Below are 16554 nucleotides of genomic sequence, written 5' to 3'. Positions count from 1 at the left end.
TATGCCGTTGCGTCAGAGCCTGCGGGTCGCGCAATACCTGGTCGGGCAGAAGCTGCGCCGGCGGGAGAGATTTCCGCTGCTGCTGGAACTTGAGCCGCTGTTCGCCTGCAACCTGAAGTGCGCGGGCTGTGGCAAGATCCAGCAGCCGGCGAGCCTGCTCAAGCGCCGGATGCCGGTGGAGCAGGCGCTGGCCGCCGTGGAGGAGTGCGGCGCACCGATGATCTCCATCGCGGGTGGCGAGCCGCTCATGCACCCGGAGATCCACACCCTCGTCGCCGAACTCGTGCGGCGCAAGAAGTTCGTGTTCCTCTGCACCAACGCGGTGCTGCTGCCCAAGAAGATCGAGAAGTTCCGTCCATCGCCGTACTTCGCCTTCACCGTGCACATCGACGGGCTGCGGGAGCGGCACGACGCTTCGGTCTGCAAGGACGGCGTCTTCGACGAGGCGGTGGCGGCCGTGCGGGACGCGCAGCGGCGCGGCTTCCGGGTCACCACCAACACCACGTTCTTCAACACGGACACCCCGCAGACCGTGATCGAGGTGCTCAACTACCTCAACGACGACCTGCGCGTGGACGAGATGATGCTCTCGCCGGCGTACGCCTACGAGAAGGCCCCGGATCAGGAGCACTTCCTGGGCGTCACGGAGACCCGGGAGTTGTTCCGTAAGGCATTCGCCGGTGGCCGGCGGGCGCGCTGGCGGCTCAACCACTCGCCGCTGTTCCTGGACTTCCTCGAGGGGCGGGTCGACTTCCCGTGCACCGCGTGGGCGATCCCGTCGTACTCGTTGCTGGGCTGGCAGCGTCCCTGTTACCTGATGGCCGACGGCTACGCCGGCAGCTACCGGGAGCTGCTCGACTCGACCGACTGGGACAGCTACGGCAGGGGGCGCGATCCCCGCTGCGCGAACTGCATGGCGCACTGCGGCTACGAGCCGACGGCGGTGCTGGCCACCATGTCCTCGCTGCGCCAGTCGCTGCGGGCGGCCCGGATGAACTGACCGCCGGCCGCGGCACATCGGACGGGTCAGCCGAACCGGCTGGCCAGGCGGCGGTACACCGCCGGCAGCAGGCCCTGCACCGCCACCGGCACCCGCAGCCAGGCCGGCAGGTAGACCTCCGCCCGGTTGCGGGCGATGGCGTCGGTCACCGCCTCGGCCACCCGGTCCGCCGGTATCGGGCGGGGCCGGTCCCGGTGGTACGGCCGGCCCCGACGGGCGAAGAACGCTGTCTGCACCACCCCCGGCACCACCACGGTCACGCCGACCCGGGGACAGGCGGATTCCAGGTGGAGGCTGCGCGCGAAGGCGTCCAGGCCAGCCTTGCTGGCCGCGTAGACGGCCTCCTCGGCCACTCCCAGCCGGCCCGCGATCGAGCCGACGAAGACCAGGTGTCCGCCGTGGTGGCACATGCCGGGCAGCAGCGCCCGGGTCAACTCGACCGGGGCCCGCAGGTTCACCGCGAGCATCTCCTCGGCGCGCTCGGTCGGCATCGAGCCGAACGGTCCCGCCCAGCCGACGCCGGCGTTGTTGACCAACACGTCCACCCGGCCGTGCCGGTCCATGGCCCGCTCGGCCAGCTTGCGGGCGGCCCCGGGCAGGGCCAGGTCGGCCCGCAGCGGGATCGCGCCGGTCTCGGTGGCGAGCCGGTCGAGGCGGTCCGGGTCCCGGCCGGCCGCGAGGACGTGGCTGCCCGCCCGGGTGAGCCGCCGTACCAGCGCGGCCCCGATACCGGACGACGCGCCGGTGACCAGGACCACCGACCCGGTCAGGCGCATCGGCGTATCCCCGGCGGCGTCGGCCCGGTGGACACCGCGACGTCAGCCCCCGGCTCACCGACGTCCACGGCTGCGTCGCCCTCGTCCCCGCCCGAGACCACGGCGTTCCCACCCGGGCCCGCGTCGATGTCGGCGAGCAACTCGGCCAGGTCCGCGCGGAGCGCGGCCACGAAGGCGGTGCCTCTGTCGGCGAGCGACTCGTCCAGCAGCACGCCGATCTCGAAGGCGACGCCGCACCGCAGCACGCCGATGCCCACCGGCACCCCGCCGGCCAGGGCGACCACCGGGGTGGCCGTCCGCACCGACGCGCCGGCCAGCCGTTGCGTCCGAAACGGCGCCGGCAGGTAGGAGACGATGACGTTGAGGTTCCGGCTGGTGTAGACGCGCCGGGCCGCCGCCGCGTGCAGCGGCGCGGGAAGCGCACCCATCGCCCGCATCACCAGACCGGCGGCCTCCGCCTCGCCGTTGGCGAGCGCGGCGCGCAGCGACTCGCGTACGGCGATGACCCGGTCACGGGTCGCCACCCGCTCCAGCGGGAGGTCGAGGCTGACGGCGCCGGTCCAGTTGCCGTGGGTGGCCGACCGTCGTCGCGGGCTGACGGAGACCGCGAACATCGCCCGCAGCCGTCGGGGCGCCGGCGCCGGGTGGACCCGGCCCAGCGCTCCGGCGGTGAGGGCCACCATCAGTTCGCTGCTGTGGGCGCCGCAGGCGCGGGCCGCGCGAAGAACGTCGGCGGCGGGCAGGCTCGCGGTGACCAGCCGCCGACGCGGCGAGCTGAGAGGCCGGTTGAGCGGGCTGCCCGGCGCGGGCCCCTGCCTGGCGAGACGGATCAGCCCCCGCGCGGTGAGCCGGGCCTGCCGGGCCACCTCCCGGACCCGACCGCCCGGACGTCCCCGCCGGACCGGTGCACGGCCCGCGTCCGCAGCCGTGTCGCCCCGGTCGTCGGCCGCGGCCCGTGTCGGGGCGTCGGTGTCGGGCGTCGGGCTCCGCGGTGGGGTCCGGTCGCCGGCCGCGTCCATCAGGCGGTGCATGACGCCGATCGCGGAGAGCCCGTCACCGAGGCAGTGATGCAGCTTGACCGCGACCCGGGTACGGCCGTCGGGGAGGCCGCTGACCAGCAGCATCCGCCAGGGCGGGCGGTCGAGGGTCAGCGGCTGTGACCAGAACCGATCCACCACTTCGGCAGCGTCGTCGTCGGGTCCGACCCGGACCTCGTCGAGGTGCGCGGCGGCGTCGGCGTGGCGGTCGACGACCCAACCGGGCCGGCGCCAACGACCCCGGGGCACCAGACGACGCCGCAGGGTCGCGATCGCGGGCAGCCGCCGGGCCAGCAACGCGGTCAGGTCTGCCCGGGTGAGCGGCCGGCCGTCCGGGTGAGGGTCCAGATCCAGCACGGTGCCGATCTGCTGGGCCACCGTGGGCGACTGCACGTGCAGGAAGAACGCGTCCTGGGCGCGCAGCGGCCAGCTCGGCGGCCGGCCGTCCGGCGCCCGCGCACCGGGTCGCGAACCGTCCGCCGCCTCCTCCTCCGCCTCCGCGGGCGGTCGCCGGTCGGCCAACGCCGGCAGCCCGAGGTACGGCAGGAACGGCCCGGGTGGGAACTCGACCAGGCGGGCCGGCGGTCGATCGACCAGCCGGGTACGGACGCACGCGACGAGGGCGGCCGGATCCTGGGCGGTCTCGGCGAGCCCCGCGGCGGTCATCAGCGCCGCGTTGGCAGCGCCGTGCGCGGCGATGGGCCGGTACATCACGACCGGCGTGCCGGTGGCCCACGCCTCCAGGGCGGTCGCCCCGCCGGCGTTGGTGACCAGCAGTCGGGCGGCCCGCAGCAGGGTCGGCATGTCGTCGACCCACCGGCGGACCACCAGCCGGCCCGGGGGACTGTGCAACGCCTCCAGCCGATCGGCGAGCCCCTCGTTGCGCCCGCAGACGGCGACGACCTGCACCGCATCCCCGATACCGACAAGCGCGCCGATGGCCTCCTCCACCGCGCCGAAGCCGTACGAGCCGCAGGCGACCACCACCGGTGGCCGTTGCGGGTCGAGACCGCAGTGCCGGGCTGCTTCGACCTGGTCGCCGGGATGGAACCGATCGAGTACCGGTGGGGCGCAGACGCCGAGCGGTGTCCCGGGCGCGGCGACCGCCGCCACCGGCAGCGCCGACGGGTGCACCACGACGTTCAGGTCGAGCTGCGGGTACACCCAGAAGGGGTGCGGGGCGAAGTCGGAGATCCACGCGCCGATCGGCACGTCGAGCCCGCGACGCCGGCGGAGCCAGGCCAGACCGGCACTGCCCAGCGGATAGGTCGAGACGATCAGGTCGGGGTCGAACGCCTCGATGGTCCCCGCGAGCCGGCGGCCGGCCCAGGCGCCGGTGAACCACTTGGAGGCCGTGGCGAACCAGCGGTGCCGCCAGAGCGAGGCCCAGAAGAACTCGTACAACCAGGGTGTCATCGCGACATTGGTGACGTAGGTGCGCCGGAAGCCGGGGCCCACGCCCGGCCCCATGACGTCGAGGGTGTCCACCCACCCGACTCGGCTCCCCGGCCAGAGCGCGTGGACGCGCTCCTCCAGCGCCCGACCGGTGGCGTCGTGGCCGCCCCCGATGTTGGCCGAGACGACCAGCACCCGCCGGGCTGTCCGCTGGTCCGGCTCGGACCCGGCGGGCGGGGCCGGCCGATCCGTCGCCTTCACCGGCCGCTCGCACGGCGGGGGCGATACCCGGCCGAAGACGGGTATGCGCAGGTGCCCCGGGCGGTCCCGTCCGGCGTCCAGACCCACGGGAATCCGTCATGGCCTTCGGTTTCGTGCTCGCGATCATCGCCGCGGCGTGCAGCGCCACCGCGGCGATCGTGCAGTCGGTCGGCGCCCGCCGAGTGGCGGCCACCGAGCACCTCGACCCGCGCCTTCTGCTGCGGTTGGTGCGCAACGGCCTCTACGCGACGGGTCTGGCGCTCGACGGCGCGTCCTCGCTGCTCACCTTCACCGCGCTGCGGACCACGCCGCTCTTCGCCGTGCAGGCGGTGCAGGCGGCCAACCTCGGGATGGTCGCGGTCATCGCCCTGCTCGTACTGCGCATCCGGCTCGGCGCCCGGGACTGGGTGGCGATCGGTGCGGTGGTGGTCGGCCTGGTGCTCCTGGTGATCACGGCGGCCAGCCGGCCGCCGGGCGAGGCGCCAGGGTCGGCCGGGTGGTGGCTGCTCGCGGCGGTGCTCGCCCTGGCCGTCGTGGCGTACCTGGGTAGTCCGCGGATGTCCGGGCCGGCCGTGCCGGGTCTCCTCGCCGGGGTGTCGTTCGGTTGCGCGGCGCTCGGCGCCCGGCTCATCGGCGCGGCCGGCACGGTCGGTGACGTGCTGACCAGCCCGGCCACGTACGCCGTGGTGGTCGCGGGGCTCACCGGCGTGCTGCTCTACGCCACGGCCCTGCAACGTGGCACGGTCACCGTGGCCTCCGCGTCGACCACTCTCGGGCAGACCGTGGCTCCGGCGGCGGCCGGCTGGCTGCTGCTCGGCGACGGGGTGCGGCCCGGGTCCGTGCCCGTGGCGGCGGTGGGGTTCGCGCTGGCCGTCGGCGGGGCGGTCGCGCTCGCCCGACACGCCGAGCCGCACCCTCCGCAGCGCGAAGAGGCGACCCACAGCCGGTGCTGAGTCGGGACGCGCGGACGCGGTCGCTGACATGTGGGCGCTCCCAGGCGGTACGCGGCGAAGGGGCACCGCCCCTTTCGAGACGATCGTCAGCTTAACGAGCCAATTGAGGGTTACTAGGATAATTCCGACTCTCGGCGTCGGCCGCAGGGCGGAAGGTAGAAGGGAGCGAAGCCATCGCCGCTGCGAAGAGACCGTCGCCGGAGGGCACGCGGCCGCCGCGGCCACTCGGCGTGCCTGCGCTGACACCGGTGCCCCGCGGTTGGTGGCTAGACGGGCTCCTGGTCGTCGCGCTGGGCGTGCTGACCGCCGCGCTGATCTACTGGTCGCCGCTGCTGCGGCTGGACATCGCCGTTCGCAACTGGTGCGACGCGCACCGTCCCCCGCCGCTGTCCAAGGTGATGCTGGTCTTCGACACTCTCGGGCAGGGCGGCGCGCTCACCCTGCTGACCGTGCTGGTCTCTTTCTGGCTCGCCTGGCGACACCGGTCGGTGCGCCCGGTCATTCCCGCCGGGCTGGCACCGATCATCAGCACCCTGCTGATCGTGGGGCTGAAGAAGTGGACCTCGCGAGGCGCCCCGCACCACGGCTCGGTCCGGCTGTTCAGCGGCGGCCCGGAGGAGTTCTACCCCTCGGGGCACGTCAGCAACAGCATCGTCTACTACGGGGTGCTGGCGATGCTGCTCGCGCCGTACCTGCCCGTGGCCGCCCGCCGACTGTTGCAGTGGCTGCCCGGCGTGCTCACCTTCGTCGGCACCACCTACCTGGGCTACCACTGGTTCACCGACAGCATCGGCGGCTACCTTCTCGGGCTGCTCATCCTGCGACTGCTCCTACGGGTGCCGTGGCGGACCGTACCCCTGCCGCGATGGCTGGACCGCCCGCCCCGACAAGCGGGCACCGAACGACCCGTTTGACCCGGTCCGAACAGGGAAACCGCGAGCCACCGGAAACGCGGACGAGCGGCCGGGCCGGCACTCCCGACCCGGGTCGCGTCGCTGCTGCGTCAGCGCGGACCGACAGGTGACGACCCGTGGTGAAGGAGGCAGCCCAGGTGAGCGGCCCGGCTGGCACACGATGAACGCGACGTGGGAGATGGCGGCCGGGATACCGATCGCTCTCGGCGCCGCGGCAGCGTTCGCCGGGTCGTCGGTCCTGCAGTTCCGCGCCTCCCACCAGGTGCCCGAGGCGCCGGCCGGCCGGCCCAGCCTGCTGTTGGCCCTCTTCCACCTGCGGGGCTGGCGATGGTCCGTGGTGCTCGCGGCGGCGGCGTTCGCCCTGCAGGTCGTGGCGTTGAGCCTGATCCCACTGATCCTGGTGCAGCCACTGCTGGTGACCGGGCTGGTGTGGTACATCCTGCTGTTCGCCGCGGCCGGGCACGTCCGCGTCGACCGTACGTTGCTCCTGGAGTCGATGCTCTGCCTGCTCGGGCTCGCCGCCTTCCTGGTGATCGCCCGGCCGACCCGGGGTCAGGGGCGCGGACTCGAATCGTTCTCGTCGGCGTTCCTGCTCTGCGTCGCCGTCGCCGTCGGCGTGGGACTGAGCGTGCTGGCCGCGCTGAGGTTGGATCGGCGCTGGCGGCCGCTGCCCCTGGCCATCGCGTCCGGCATCTGTTACGGCGTGACGGCCGGCCTGATCAGCAGCCTGGCGTTCCACCTCGAGGAGAGCCCGGCGCTGATCTTCGCCCAGTGGCAGGTGTACGCCATCGCCGTGCTCGGCCCGTTCGGGGTGCTGCTCAGCCAGAACGCCTACCAGGCCGGCCCGATGGGGGCACCGGCGTTGGCCGCCATCACGGTCACCGACCCGTTGGTGGCCATCCTGGTCGGGCTGCTCTGGTTGGACGAGTCGATCCGCACCGGCCCGTTGCCCCTACTCGGTCAGGCGCTCGCCCTGGCTCTCGTGGTGGTCGCGGTCTTCCTGCTCGCCAGGCGCGCGCCAAACGTCAAGGGCGCCTAGTCGCGGACTGCCTCGACGGACCGTCGCTGGCCTTGGCCCCGGGAGGAAACAGTGAGCACCCCCAGCACCGACCTCATCTTCGCGCCGGGCTCGACGATCTCACCCTCGATGGCCCGACCGCCGGCCGCCGGCGGCGTCGCCCTCAACGGTCGAGTTCCGCGTCTGCCGCGCCCGGCTGTTGCTGGCCGGCTGGTGCCCCCGGCTGTCCCTGGCCTGCCCTGGTGACCAGCGCGTCCAGCAGTGCGGATGTCACAGGTTCACCCGTCACGAGCACCCGGAAGTGGATCGCCCCGACCGCCTGGTCGACGAGGAGGTCGACGTCGGCCTCGGCGGGCAGCTCGCCCCGTGTCACGGCCCGGTCGAACGGCACTCGGTCGCGGGCGCGCAGCTGCGGCAGAACCTCCGCGCGCAGCCGGGCGGCCAGCTCCGGATCGTGCTGGGCCTGACCGAGCAGGGCCCGGAACACCGCGCCCGAGTCGGACACCTCGAGGAAGCGGACCAGCTCGTCGAGGTGGGCGCGCAGGTCGGTACGGAAGGCGCCGGTGTCGGGCAGCGTGAGCTCCTGGGCGCTGTCGGCGGTGAACGCGTCGACCAGGATGTCGGTCTTGGAACGCCACCACCGGTAGATCGTCTGCTTGGCGACGCCGGCCCGGGATGCGATGCCCTCGATGGTGACCTTGGCGTAGCCGATCTCGGCGACGAGGTCGTCCGCCGCCTGGAGCACGGCCTCGCGGGCCGCCTCGCTCCGGCCGTGCCGGTTGCCGCGATGCATCAGGCGCTCCTTCCCGTGAGACGTCTTTCCCTGAGGAGTCCGAGTCTTCCGAGACGTTACAAGATCCGGGTCTGTACTAGACGCAACGTTGCGTCTAGCCTATCCGTCATGACGACGACACTGCACGACCCCGCCGTCCGCGACCTGATCGCGCGGCTGTTCACCGAGGCCGAGCGCGACGATGAGCGCTCGCCGGGCCGACCCGCACCCGCGGTCACCCCCCAGGAACGCTCCGACCTGCTCGAAGACGTCTACATGCCGATCTCGGCTCGCGGCGGCGACCTGCTCTACGCCCTGGTCCGCGCGGCCCGACCGCGGACGGTGGTCGAGTTCGGCACCTCGTACGGAATCTCGACGCTCTACCTCGCCGCAGCCGTACGCGACAACGGGATCGGGCACGTCACCACGACCGAGCTCAGCGCGACCAAGGTCAAGGCGGCCCGCGCCAATTTCGAGGCGGCCGGGTTCAGCGACCTCGTGACAGTGCTCGAGGGAGACGCGCTGACCACCCTCGGCACGGTCGGCGGCCCGATCGGCCTGGCGCTGCTCGACGGCTGGAAGGAGATGTGCCTACCCGTCCTGCGCCTGATCGAGGACCGGCTCGCCCCGGGCGCCCTGGTCGTCGGCGACGACTCCACGTTCGGGTCGATGAGCGACTACGTGACCTACGTCCGAGACCCGGGCAACGGCTACGTCAGCATCGACTTCCCGGTCGAGGATGGCATGGAGCTCAGCTGTTGGACGGGCCGCTGATCGACGAGGTCAGACTGGGCGCGTTGCCGCCGGGGTCGTCAGCGGGCCGGGGTGGGGTGCTTCGCCGCAACTCCGCGACTCTCAGCACCGGTCACGCCTGATGATCCCCCCGGGTTACGGCTCGGTGAGGGGTTGCCGGGTGTGGTGGCTGGTCATGGCTCCGTAGGGGCGGAGGCAAGGTGTCAGCCCTTGATCCCGACCGAGGCGATTCCGCCAATGAGTTTCTCCTGTGCCACGAAGTACAGCACGATCGGCGGGACCATCATGATCAGGTTTGCGGCCATCAGCAGATTCAGTTTCGGGTTCGCCCGCGACACCATGTTCGCCATCCCGATCGCGACGGTGTAGTCCTCGTTGCGCAGCAGGTAGATGAGCGGCCCCAGTAGGTCGTTCCACGAGGTGAGGAACGCGAAGACCACGCATACGGCGAGCACCGGCCGGCACAGCGGCAGGATGATGTGCCAGAACACCTGCAAGCGGTTGCAGCCGTCCACGGTGGCCGCGAGTTCGAACTCACGCGGCAGCGTTCGAATGTACTGCCGGATCAGGAAGATGAAGAAGGCGTTCCCGAAGAAGGCGGGCACGACCAGCGGCAGGATGGAGCCGTACCAGCCGAGTTTGAAGTACATGAGGAACTGTGGGATGAGCAGCACGTGCCAGGGGATCAGCAGGGTCACGATGAGGACGCCGAACAGGAACTCCCGGCCAGGAAACTTCAGCCGCGCGAACGCGTATCCGACCAGTGAGCAGGAGATGACGGTCCCGACGATGTTGAGCCCGACGATCACCAGCGTGTTGAGGGTGTAGCGCAGGAACGGCCGTGCGGGGTCGCTGAGGGCTCGACCGAAGTTCTCCCAGTGCCAGTCGCTGGTGGGGAACCACTGAGTGGGGGTGGTGAAGACCGGGGCGAAGTCCGGTTTCAGGGCTACCGTGACCATCCAGCCGAGGGGCAGCAGGATCGTGAAGCTGAGCGCCAGCAACAGCAGGTAGGCCAGCGATTTCGACATCACCCGGCTGGCCAGTGGTCTCTTCGTCATCGCTGATCTCCAGACTCTTCGTAGACCCACCGGTTCGAGGTTTTCAGGATCGCGATGATGAGTACGCCCGCCACCACCACGAACACCCACGCCAGTGCCGAGGCGTAGCCGAACCGACCGTTCCGGAAGCCCTCGTTCCACAGGTAGAGCAGGTAGAACGAGAGCGAACCGCCGCTGCCGCCCCGGCTGCCGCCGAGCACGTAGGCGATGTCGAACATCTGAAACGCGCCGATGATCCCGTTGAGCAGCGTGAACAGCAGAGTCGGCGTGATCATCGGAAGAGTGATCTTGAAGAAGGCCCGTACCGGTCCGGCGCCGTCGATTCGGGCGACCTCGTAGAGTTCGGGCGGCACGTTCTGGAGACCGGCGAGATAGATGATGGCGCCGGTGCCGGTGCTCCAGAGCCCGATCAGCACGACCGCGGGCACCGACCAACGTGGGCTCGACAGCCATCCGGGTGGGTCACTGACACCGAGCAGCCGCAGCGCCTCGTTCACCGGACCGTCGGGGTTCAGCAACTGCGACCAGAGGACGGCGACCGCCACCCCGCTGAGCACGGCGGGCAGGAACAGGATCGTGCGGAAGATCCGCATCCCCGGCAGCCTGAGGTTGAGCAGCAGGGCGAGCGCGAGCCCGGCGACCTGGAACAGCGGCACCCCGATGAGCACGTAGGTCAGCGTCACCGTGACCGAGTTCCGGAAGTCGCGACTCTGGAACATGTCGGAGTAGTTCTCGGTGCCGACGAAGTTCGGCGACGAGGCGAGACTCCAGTCGGTCAGGCTGATGACGATAGACGCGACGATCGGCCCGACGGTGAAGACCAGCATGCCGATGAGCCATGGGCTGGCGAACAGGATCCCGGCCCTCGCCTCCCGCCGCTCCGACGTCGTACGGCGACGCCGCGCGGAACGCCCCTGTCCCGCCCGGTCGGGTGGCGGCGAAGCTGGCGGTACGTTCACCGCCACCCCGGCCGTCATTTGATGTTCTCCCAGGTCTCCCACTCGCGGTCGAGTTTTGCCTGCAGTTCGGGGGCCTCCTTCGTGATGGAGCCGCGCGGATCGGCCTCGCCGGTGGCCATCTGGTCGTACAGGTCACCGAGCGTCGCGACGACCTCCCAGTACCCGGGGACGAACAGCCCCGGGCGCTTGCTGGTGGACAGGACGTCGACGACCTCCTTCCGGGAGGTGTTGTCGCCGGCCCAGGTCGCGAGCATGGTGGCGTCCAGCGGAGGCTGGTCGGTCTTCTCCATCCGGATCCGGTTGCCCTCCGTCGCGATGTAGGCGACAAGTGCCTTCGCCGTCGCCGGGTTCTTGGCGGCGGTGAACGCGCCGTACTTGTCCGTGCCGACGAACACGAACGACTCGTCGCCGGCCTTCTCCACCGGGGGCGGCGCCGCACCCCAGCGGAACTTGCCCTGCTCGAGGGTCTTCGCGGCGAACTCCATGTCCGTGATGGCCATCGCCAGCCGGCCGCTGCCGAGCATGTCGCCCGGAGAGACGAGTTCGGCTTCGGCGGGCGACGGCGACACCTTGTCGCGGCCGAGACCGGCCAGCACCTCGTACAGGTGGACCGTCGAGTCGTCGTCGACGAGCCCGGCGATCTTCCTGCCGTCGTCGCTGAAGTGGGTGCGCCGGTCGGACCAGGTGAACGGCGATCCGGCGGAGGCGCCGAACACGTCGCCGAGCCCGGCCTTGAGCGCCCGCGCCATCGTCGCGTACTCGTCGATGGTCATCGGCTTGTCGGCCGGCGGGTAGGCCACCTTGGCCTTGTCGAAGAGGTCCTTGTTGTAGACGAGCACCACCGAGCCGGTCAACGAGCCGAGGCAGTACAGGTGTCCGTCGTAGTCGCACTCGCTGAGCGCCACCTGGTTCATGTTCTCGGTCTTGATGCCCTCGGTCTTGATGACGTCGTCGAGTGGCATCATGCTCCCCGCCTTCATCCAGCGCGGTTCGTAGACGAAGCCCACGTCCGGTGGCTGCTGGGCGAGGATCGCCGTGTCGATCTTGGTGACGTAACCGTCCTCCGGCACCTCGGTCAGCTCAACTGTGGTCCCTGGGTACTTCGCCTCGAACCCGGCCTTTACCGACTCCAGGAACTCCGGAACGGGGTCTTCGAGGTACCACAGCGACACGGTCCCGCCGATCTTCGTGGGGTCCGTCGGTGGGCCGCCGTCCTGGCACCCGCCCAGGGCGACCGCCGCGACGACCACCAGGGCCCCCTTGCCCATGAATCCCATCTCTGTCTCCTTTCGATGGAGCTGTTGCGGGAAGCAGGGTCGGTCCTCGCGAAAGCCCCAGGTATCAGTCGGTCACGTTCTGCAATGCGGGAAGTCGTTGGTCATGATTTGGTGGTGGCGAGCCCGATCCGCCGGAAGGTCGCCTCGGCCGAGGTCGAGTCCAGCCAGATGCCGCCCGAGCAGTCCAGTTCCGGGTAGACGCGGCAGGTCAACGCAGAGCCGTCGGCCGTGAAGATTTCGACGACCGAGTGGTCGACGTAGACGGTGATGGCTGTCGGGTCGCTCCCGCCGGAGGGCAGCTCGACCGAGTGGCGCTCGGCGAGGTCGTCACCGTGCAGGACGCCGGTCACCAGCCGCCCGGCGCTCACCCCGACCCAGAACTCGTCCCCGTCCCCGTTGCGGCCGAGCCGAGCGCCGGCGCGTCCCGCCCCCGGCTCCGACTCGAACCGCAACCGGTACGCGGGCGCGATGCCCTCGGCGAGCCGTACCGGGCGGTCCGGCGTGACGCCGAGCGTCTCCGCCTCGTACAGCGGCGGACCCCACAGAGCATCCAGTTCGGCGGCCGGGCGCATGAGCAGTCGCCCCTCCGCGACGGCCAGCTCCCGGGGCAGGCTGAGCGCACCGGCGAACCCGTCCGCCGGCCCGCCCTCTCCCTCTTGGATCCATCCCCACACCAGGGTCCTTCCTGGCACGCCCTCGGCGACCGCGGGTGCGTAGAACACGTCCCCGGCGTCCATGAGTCCCATCGAGGTCGGCTCGAACCGCTCCCCGTCGAACTCTCCGATGAACCAGGCGGCGTACGGGCAGCCAACGCCCACGTTCAGCGGCAACTGGGCGGAGACGATCAGAACCCACGCGCCGTCGACGCGGATGAGCTGCGGGCACTCCCAGACCGGTCCGGTGTCGACGTCGGCGAAAGGGTCCTCGCCGGGCCGGGGACGACCTCCGGCCCGGGAGTAGACAACCCCCCGGTAGGACCAGGTCAGGGTGTCGCTCGACTCCCAGGCGACCACCGCGCCACGGCCACCCGGCTCGGTGGTCCGCAGGCCGGTACCGAGCAGCATGATCCAGCGGTCCTCGTACCGGATCAGGAACGGGTCACGCTGGTGGCGGGTGCCGAGCAGCTCGCCGGCCGCGGGAACGATCGGTGTCGCGGGCTCGGCCCGGAGGTGGTCGAGGCTCTCGTCACCGACGGCTCGGAGAACCGCCTGTGCCTGCCCCGCGCCGGTGCCGGTCACGCCGGTGTAGAAGAACACCGGCTGCCCGTCGATGATCCGGGCGCAGCCGGACCAGCAACCGTCCACGTCGGCTCCGTCGGGCGTCGGGCGCATCGCCACTCCCCGATCGACCCAGTGCACGAGGTCATCGGAGACCGTGTGCCCCCACCGCATCAGTCCCCAGCGGGGGGCGTCGGGGTTGTACTGGTAGTACATGTGGTACTGGCCGTTCCAGTACAGCGGACCGCAGGGGTCGTTCAGCCAGTTCTCCGGTGCCGTGATGTGGTAACGCGGACGCCCCCGCATCGCGACCGCGTCCTTCGCCAGGTGGGCGTCGGCCGGGTCCCGGTTCTGGGTTGCCGGATGCGCGGCCGGTGCGCCCGCGGTCGCGAGGGCCACCGTGCGGCGGGCCAGCTCGGAGATCACCGAGTTGTCGTAGCCGAAGAGCGCCGACCGGGTACGGTCCTCCAGTGGTGCGATGAAGTGCTCCGGTAGCCGGGCCGCCCCGAGTACCACCCCGACCACCGAGCCTGCGGTCGCCCCGTTCGAGTCGGTGTCCCAGCCGCCCTGCACGGTCAGCCCCACCGTGGTCGCGTAGTCGTCGTCGCCCCAGAGCAGACCGGCGGCGATCAACGCGGCGTTGTTGACGGTGTGGACCCAGCTGTAGAAGCCCCAGCGCTGCTGGATCGTGGCCAGCGCCGTCTCCCAGCTCACGCCGGAGTCCCGGAGGTCCCGGACGGCGGTCAGCGTCTCGTACAGCCGCGAGCCGGGCGGGACGGAGCGCAGCGAGCGGTCGAACGCCTCCCGCACCGTGCTGGCGGTGAACGCACTCGCCACGATCGCCGCCGCCCACAACTCGCCGTAGATGCCGTTGGCCGTGTGCGACAGGGAAGCGTCCTGGTAGGCGAGCCGGATCGCCTCCCGGGGCCGGCCCGGATGGGTCCATCCGAAGGCGTCGCCGCGGATCAACGCCCCGATCCACTCGCGGTAGGGGTTGCGGGTCGACCCGGCGGCCTCGACCGGTACGCCGTTGAGCAGGCTGCGGTACGTGGCTCGCTCCGCGGTATAGGTCTGCAGGTAGGGCAACAGCCCCAACCAGGCGTCGGCGACGTGCTGCGGGGTGAGCCGGTCGCCGTGCTGTTCCAACAGGTGCAGGCCGAGAATCGCGTAGTCGATGTCGTCGTCGCGGGCGGAGCCGCGGACGCGTCCGCGGGTCGTGTCGACCCAGTTGTCCCGCAGGACGAAGCCGTCGGGCATCGGGTCGAGGGCGGGAATGTACCCGCGTAGCGGCCATGCCCCGGCCCGCTCCAGGTAGTCGCGTAGGTGTGCGGAGGTCCAGTGGTCCCCGGCCTCGACCGGCTTGCCGAGGTTGCATCCCGCGATCCGCCCGAGCCAACCTCCGCGTATCTTGTTCTCCAGTTCGGCCCCCAGGGGCGCGGGTTGCGGCGGGTCGGGTGGCAGGCTCGCGAGGATGGCGTCGAAGCCGTCGGGTTCCTCGTAGCCCCAGTCCGCTGAACGCGGCGCACTGAGCACCCGTTGGTAGAGCGCCTCAAGCGCGATGGCGTCGCCGGGATCGAGGGCTGCCAGCTCGGCCGAAAGTTCGTCGACCAGGTGCCCGGTTTCCCGTGCCTGGTCGATCTCGTCGTGGACCAGGTCATGGGGATTCAGTGGGTCGTGCACGTTTCCTCAGTTCCGTCCCGCCGGTTCGCGGGACAAGGGGCGCGGTACGGATTGCGAGGTTCCCGACTCCTCGCGAGACGGAACCCGGTGCTCGGCGTCGCCGATCGCCCGGACGGGCGTATCTGGAGGTGCCGGCGGCACCGGCACGGTGGAAGGCGCCGCCGGTCGGAACCCGCCGCCCGGCCGAGGAGCGCGCCATGCACGCGTTCGCGCAGGTCAGTCATGGCTTCCACCCTTCGACGTAGGGAGGCTGGTGCCGAACGCGAATACGATAACCCGCAAACGGATTTGCGCTAGGGGGTGCGCGACGCTGTTGCCCTGTTCCAGACAGAGAAAGTCAGTAAATCCTGAAGGTCGGAAGACTAACGATTGACAAGCGAGAACCTCTACAGCAGACTGCTCAACACCCCCGAGCAGTGGCTTTGAGTTTCCAAACCGGTTTGCGTAGCTCCGGGCCGCGAGGAGTTGTTGATGCCCCGACCCCGCATCGCCGACGTCGCAGAGATCGCCGGCGTGAGCCCGACGACCGTCTCGCACGCACTGAGCGGTCGACGGCCGGTGTCCCCCGAGGCGAAGGCGAAGGTCCACGCCGCGGTCAAGGAACTCAACTACCGGGCCAACCAACTCGCGGTGAGCCTGCGGACCAACCGCACCCAGACCATCGCGTTCGTGATGCCCGACATCACCAACCCGTTCTACCCGATGGTCGCCCGGGGCGTGCAGGACGCGATCAGCGACGCCGGCTACCAGGTGGTCATCTGCAGCACCGACGGGAACGCCGCCCGCGAGGCCGCCTTCATCACCGACATGCTGAGCAGGGCCGTCGATGGCCTGATCATCGACCTGTTCCGCACACCCTTCGAGGCCGTCGAACGACTGGTGGACCGGCATACGCCCCTGGTCATGCTCGGCCCGATGAAAGCGCCGACGATCAGTGACCGGGTACGCGGCGACGACCGGGTCAGCGTGGCCGAGGCGACCCGGCACCTGTTGCGGCAGGGCCGCACCCGGATCGCTTTCGTCGGAGCGACGCGGATCGGCCCGGCAGCCGGCCGGCTCGGCGGTTACGAGGACGCGCTGCTCGGTGCCGGGCTCGCCATCGACCCGAAGCTCGTCATCAGATCCGATTACAGCAGACGCGGCGCGCACACCGCCGTCACGGCCGCCCTCGTCGAGGGGGTTCCCATCGACGCGATCGTGTGCGTCAACGACCTGGCAGCCATTGGCGCGATCGACGCGCTCCGGGACGCCGGACGCGTCGTACCGGACGACGTGGCCGTGATCGGTTTCGACGACATCGACGCCGCCGCCCTCGTCCGCCCCGCACTGACAACGATAGACAACCGTGCCTACGAGAAGGGGACGGTCTGCGGCCGACTGCTTCTCCAGCGCATAACCGGGGAACTCGACGGGCCGTTCCGGGAGATCGTCGTGCCCGGCCCCCTCATCATCCGGGAGTCCGCGTGACCACTGTCGGCGTTCGC

General features: G+C 70.9%; 13 protein-coding genes. 6 read left to right on the top strand and 7 right to left on the bottom strand.

What is annotated here, in order from left to right:
- Position 1 precedes the first annotated feature (1 nt).
- Complete coding sequence (gene hpnH, locus AB0J33_RS22290; protein WP_363616031.1) at positions 2-1000, top strand: adenosyl-hopene transferase HpnH; 999 nt, start codon at positions 2-4, stop codon at positions 998-1000.
- A 26-nt stretch (positions 1001-1026) separates the two neighbouring features.
- Here hpnH and AB0J33_RS22285 read toward each other — a convergent pair whose 3' ends face one another.
- Positions 1027-1776, bottom strand: a complete 750-nt coding sequence (locus AB0J33_RS22285; RefSeq protein WP_363615934.1) for an SDR family oxidoreductase — start codon at positions 1774-1776, stop codon at positions 1027-1029.
- Complete coding sequence (locus tag AB0J33_RS22280; RefSeq protein ID WP_363615933.1) at positions 1767-4469, bottom strand: wax ester/triacylglycerol synthase domain-containing protein; 2703 nt, start codon at positions 4467-4469, stop codon at positions 1767-1769. Before AB0J33_RS22280 ends, AB0J33_RS22285 begins: the two co-directional genes overlap by 10 nt.
- A gap of 98 nt (positions 4470-4567) precedes the next feature.
- Here AB0J33_RS22280 and AB0J33_RS22275 point away from each other — a divergent pair, with 98 nt between their 5' ends.
- The 3 genes from AB0J33_RS22275 to AB0J33_RS22265 all read left to right on the top strand — a co-directional run bounded on the left by AB0J33_RS22275 (position 4568) and on the right by AB0J33_RS22265 (position 7375).
- The gene (locus AB0J33_RS22275; RefSeq protein WP_363615932.1) at positions 4568-5422 is read left to right on the top strand and encodes a hypothetical protein; all 855 of its coding nucleotides are present in this window, start codon (positions 4568-4570) and stop codon (positions 5420-5422) included.
- A gap of 248 nt (positions 5423-5670) precedes the next feature.
- Positions 5671-6336 carry a phosphatase PAP2 family protein gene (locus tag AB0J33_RS22270; protein WP_363615931.1) on the top strand — a complete coding sequence of 222 codons (666 nt, stop codon included), beginning with the start codon at positions 5671-5673 and terminating at the stop codon, positions 6334-6336.
- 160 nt (positions 6337-6496) lie between these two features.
- Positions 6497-7375 carry a DMT family transporter gene (locus AB0J33_RS22265; protein WP_363615930.1) on the top strand — a complete coding sequence of 293 codons (879 nt, stop codon included), beginning with the start codon at positions 6497-6499 and terminating at the stop codon, positions 7373-7375.
- Between the two features lie 142 nt (positions 7376-7517).
- Here AB0J33_RS22265 and AB0J33_RS22260 read toward each other — a convergent pair whose 3' ends face one another.
- A complete protein-coding gene (locus AB0J33_RS22260; RefSeq protein ID WP_363615929.1) occupies positions 7518-8147 on the bottom strand; it encodes a TetR/AcrR family transcriptional regulator in 630 nt (209 codons plus the stop codon).
- 108 nt (positions 8148-8255) lie between these two features.
- Between AB0J33_RS22260 and AB0J33_RS22255 the strand changes: the two genes are divergently transcribed.
- Positions 8256-8900 (top strand): class I SAM-dependent methyltransferase, encoded by a 645-nt coding sequence (locus tag AB0J33_RS22255; RefSeq protein ID WP_363615928.1) that lies wholly within the window; start codon positions 8256-8258, stop codon positions 8898-8900.
- Positions 8901-9082: 182 nt separating this feature from the next.
- On the opposite strand, the gene AB0J33_RS22250 is transcribed toward AB0J33_RS22255, so the two are convergent.
- The 4 genes from AB0J33_RS22250 to AB0J33_RS22235 form a co-directional block, all read right to left on the bottom strand.
- Positions 9083-9937, bottom strand: coding sequence for a carbohydrate ABC transporter permease (locus AB0J33_RS22250; RefSeq protein ID WP_363615927.1), 855 nt, complete (start codon positions 9935-9937; stop codon positions 9083-9085).
- Positions 9934-10914, bottom strand: a complete 981-nt coding sequence (locus AB0J33_RS22245; protein ID WP_363615926.1) for a sugar ABC transporter permease — start codon at positions 10912-10914, stop codon at positions 9934-9936. Before AB0J33_RS22245 ends, AB0J33_RS22250 begins: the two co-directional genes overlap by 4 nt.
- Complete coding sequence (locus AB0J33_RS22240; RefSeq protein ID WP_363615925.1) at positions 10911-12173, bottom strand: extracellular solute-binding protein; 1263 nt, start codon at positions 12171-12173, stop codon at positions 10911-10913. Before AB0J33_RS22240 ends, AB0J33_RS22245 begins: the two co-directional genes overlap by 4 nt.
- A 101-nt stretch (positions 12174-12274) precedes the next feature.
- Positions 12275-15070, bottom strand: coding sequence for an ADP-ribosylglycohydrolase family protein (locus AB0J33_RS22235; protein ID WP_363615924.1), 2796 nt, complete (start codon positions 15068-15070; stop codon positions 12275-12277).
- A 471-nt stretch (positions 15071-15541) separates the two neighbouring features.
- Between AB0J33_RS22235 and AB0J33_RS22230 the strand changes: the two genes are divergently transcribed.
- Positions 15542-16537, top strand: a complete 996-nt coding sequence (locus tag AB0J33_RS22230) for a LacI family DNA-binding transcriptional regulator (protein WP_363615923.1) — start codon at positions 15542-15544, stop codon at positions 16535-16537.
- Positions 16538-16554: the final 17 nt, after the last annotated feature.

The sequence above is a fragment of the Micromonospora sp. NPDC049645 genome (assembly GCF_040675155.1).
Taxonomy (GTDB): domain Bacteria; phylum Actinomycetota; class Actinomycetes; order Mycobacteriales; family Micromonosporaceae; genus Micromonospora.
Note: the sequence above shows the minus strand (reverse complement) of the source record. Positions and strands in the feature narration are given on the sequence as shown.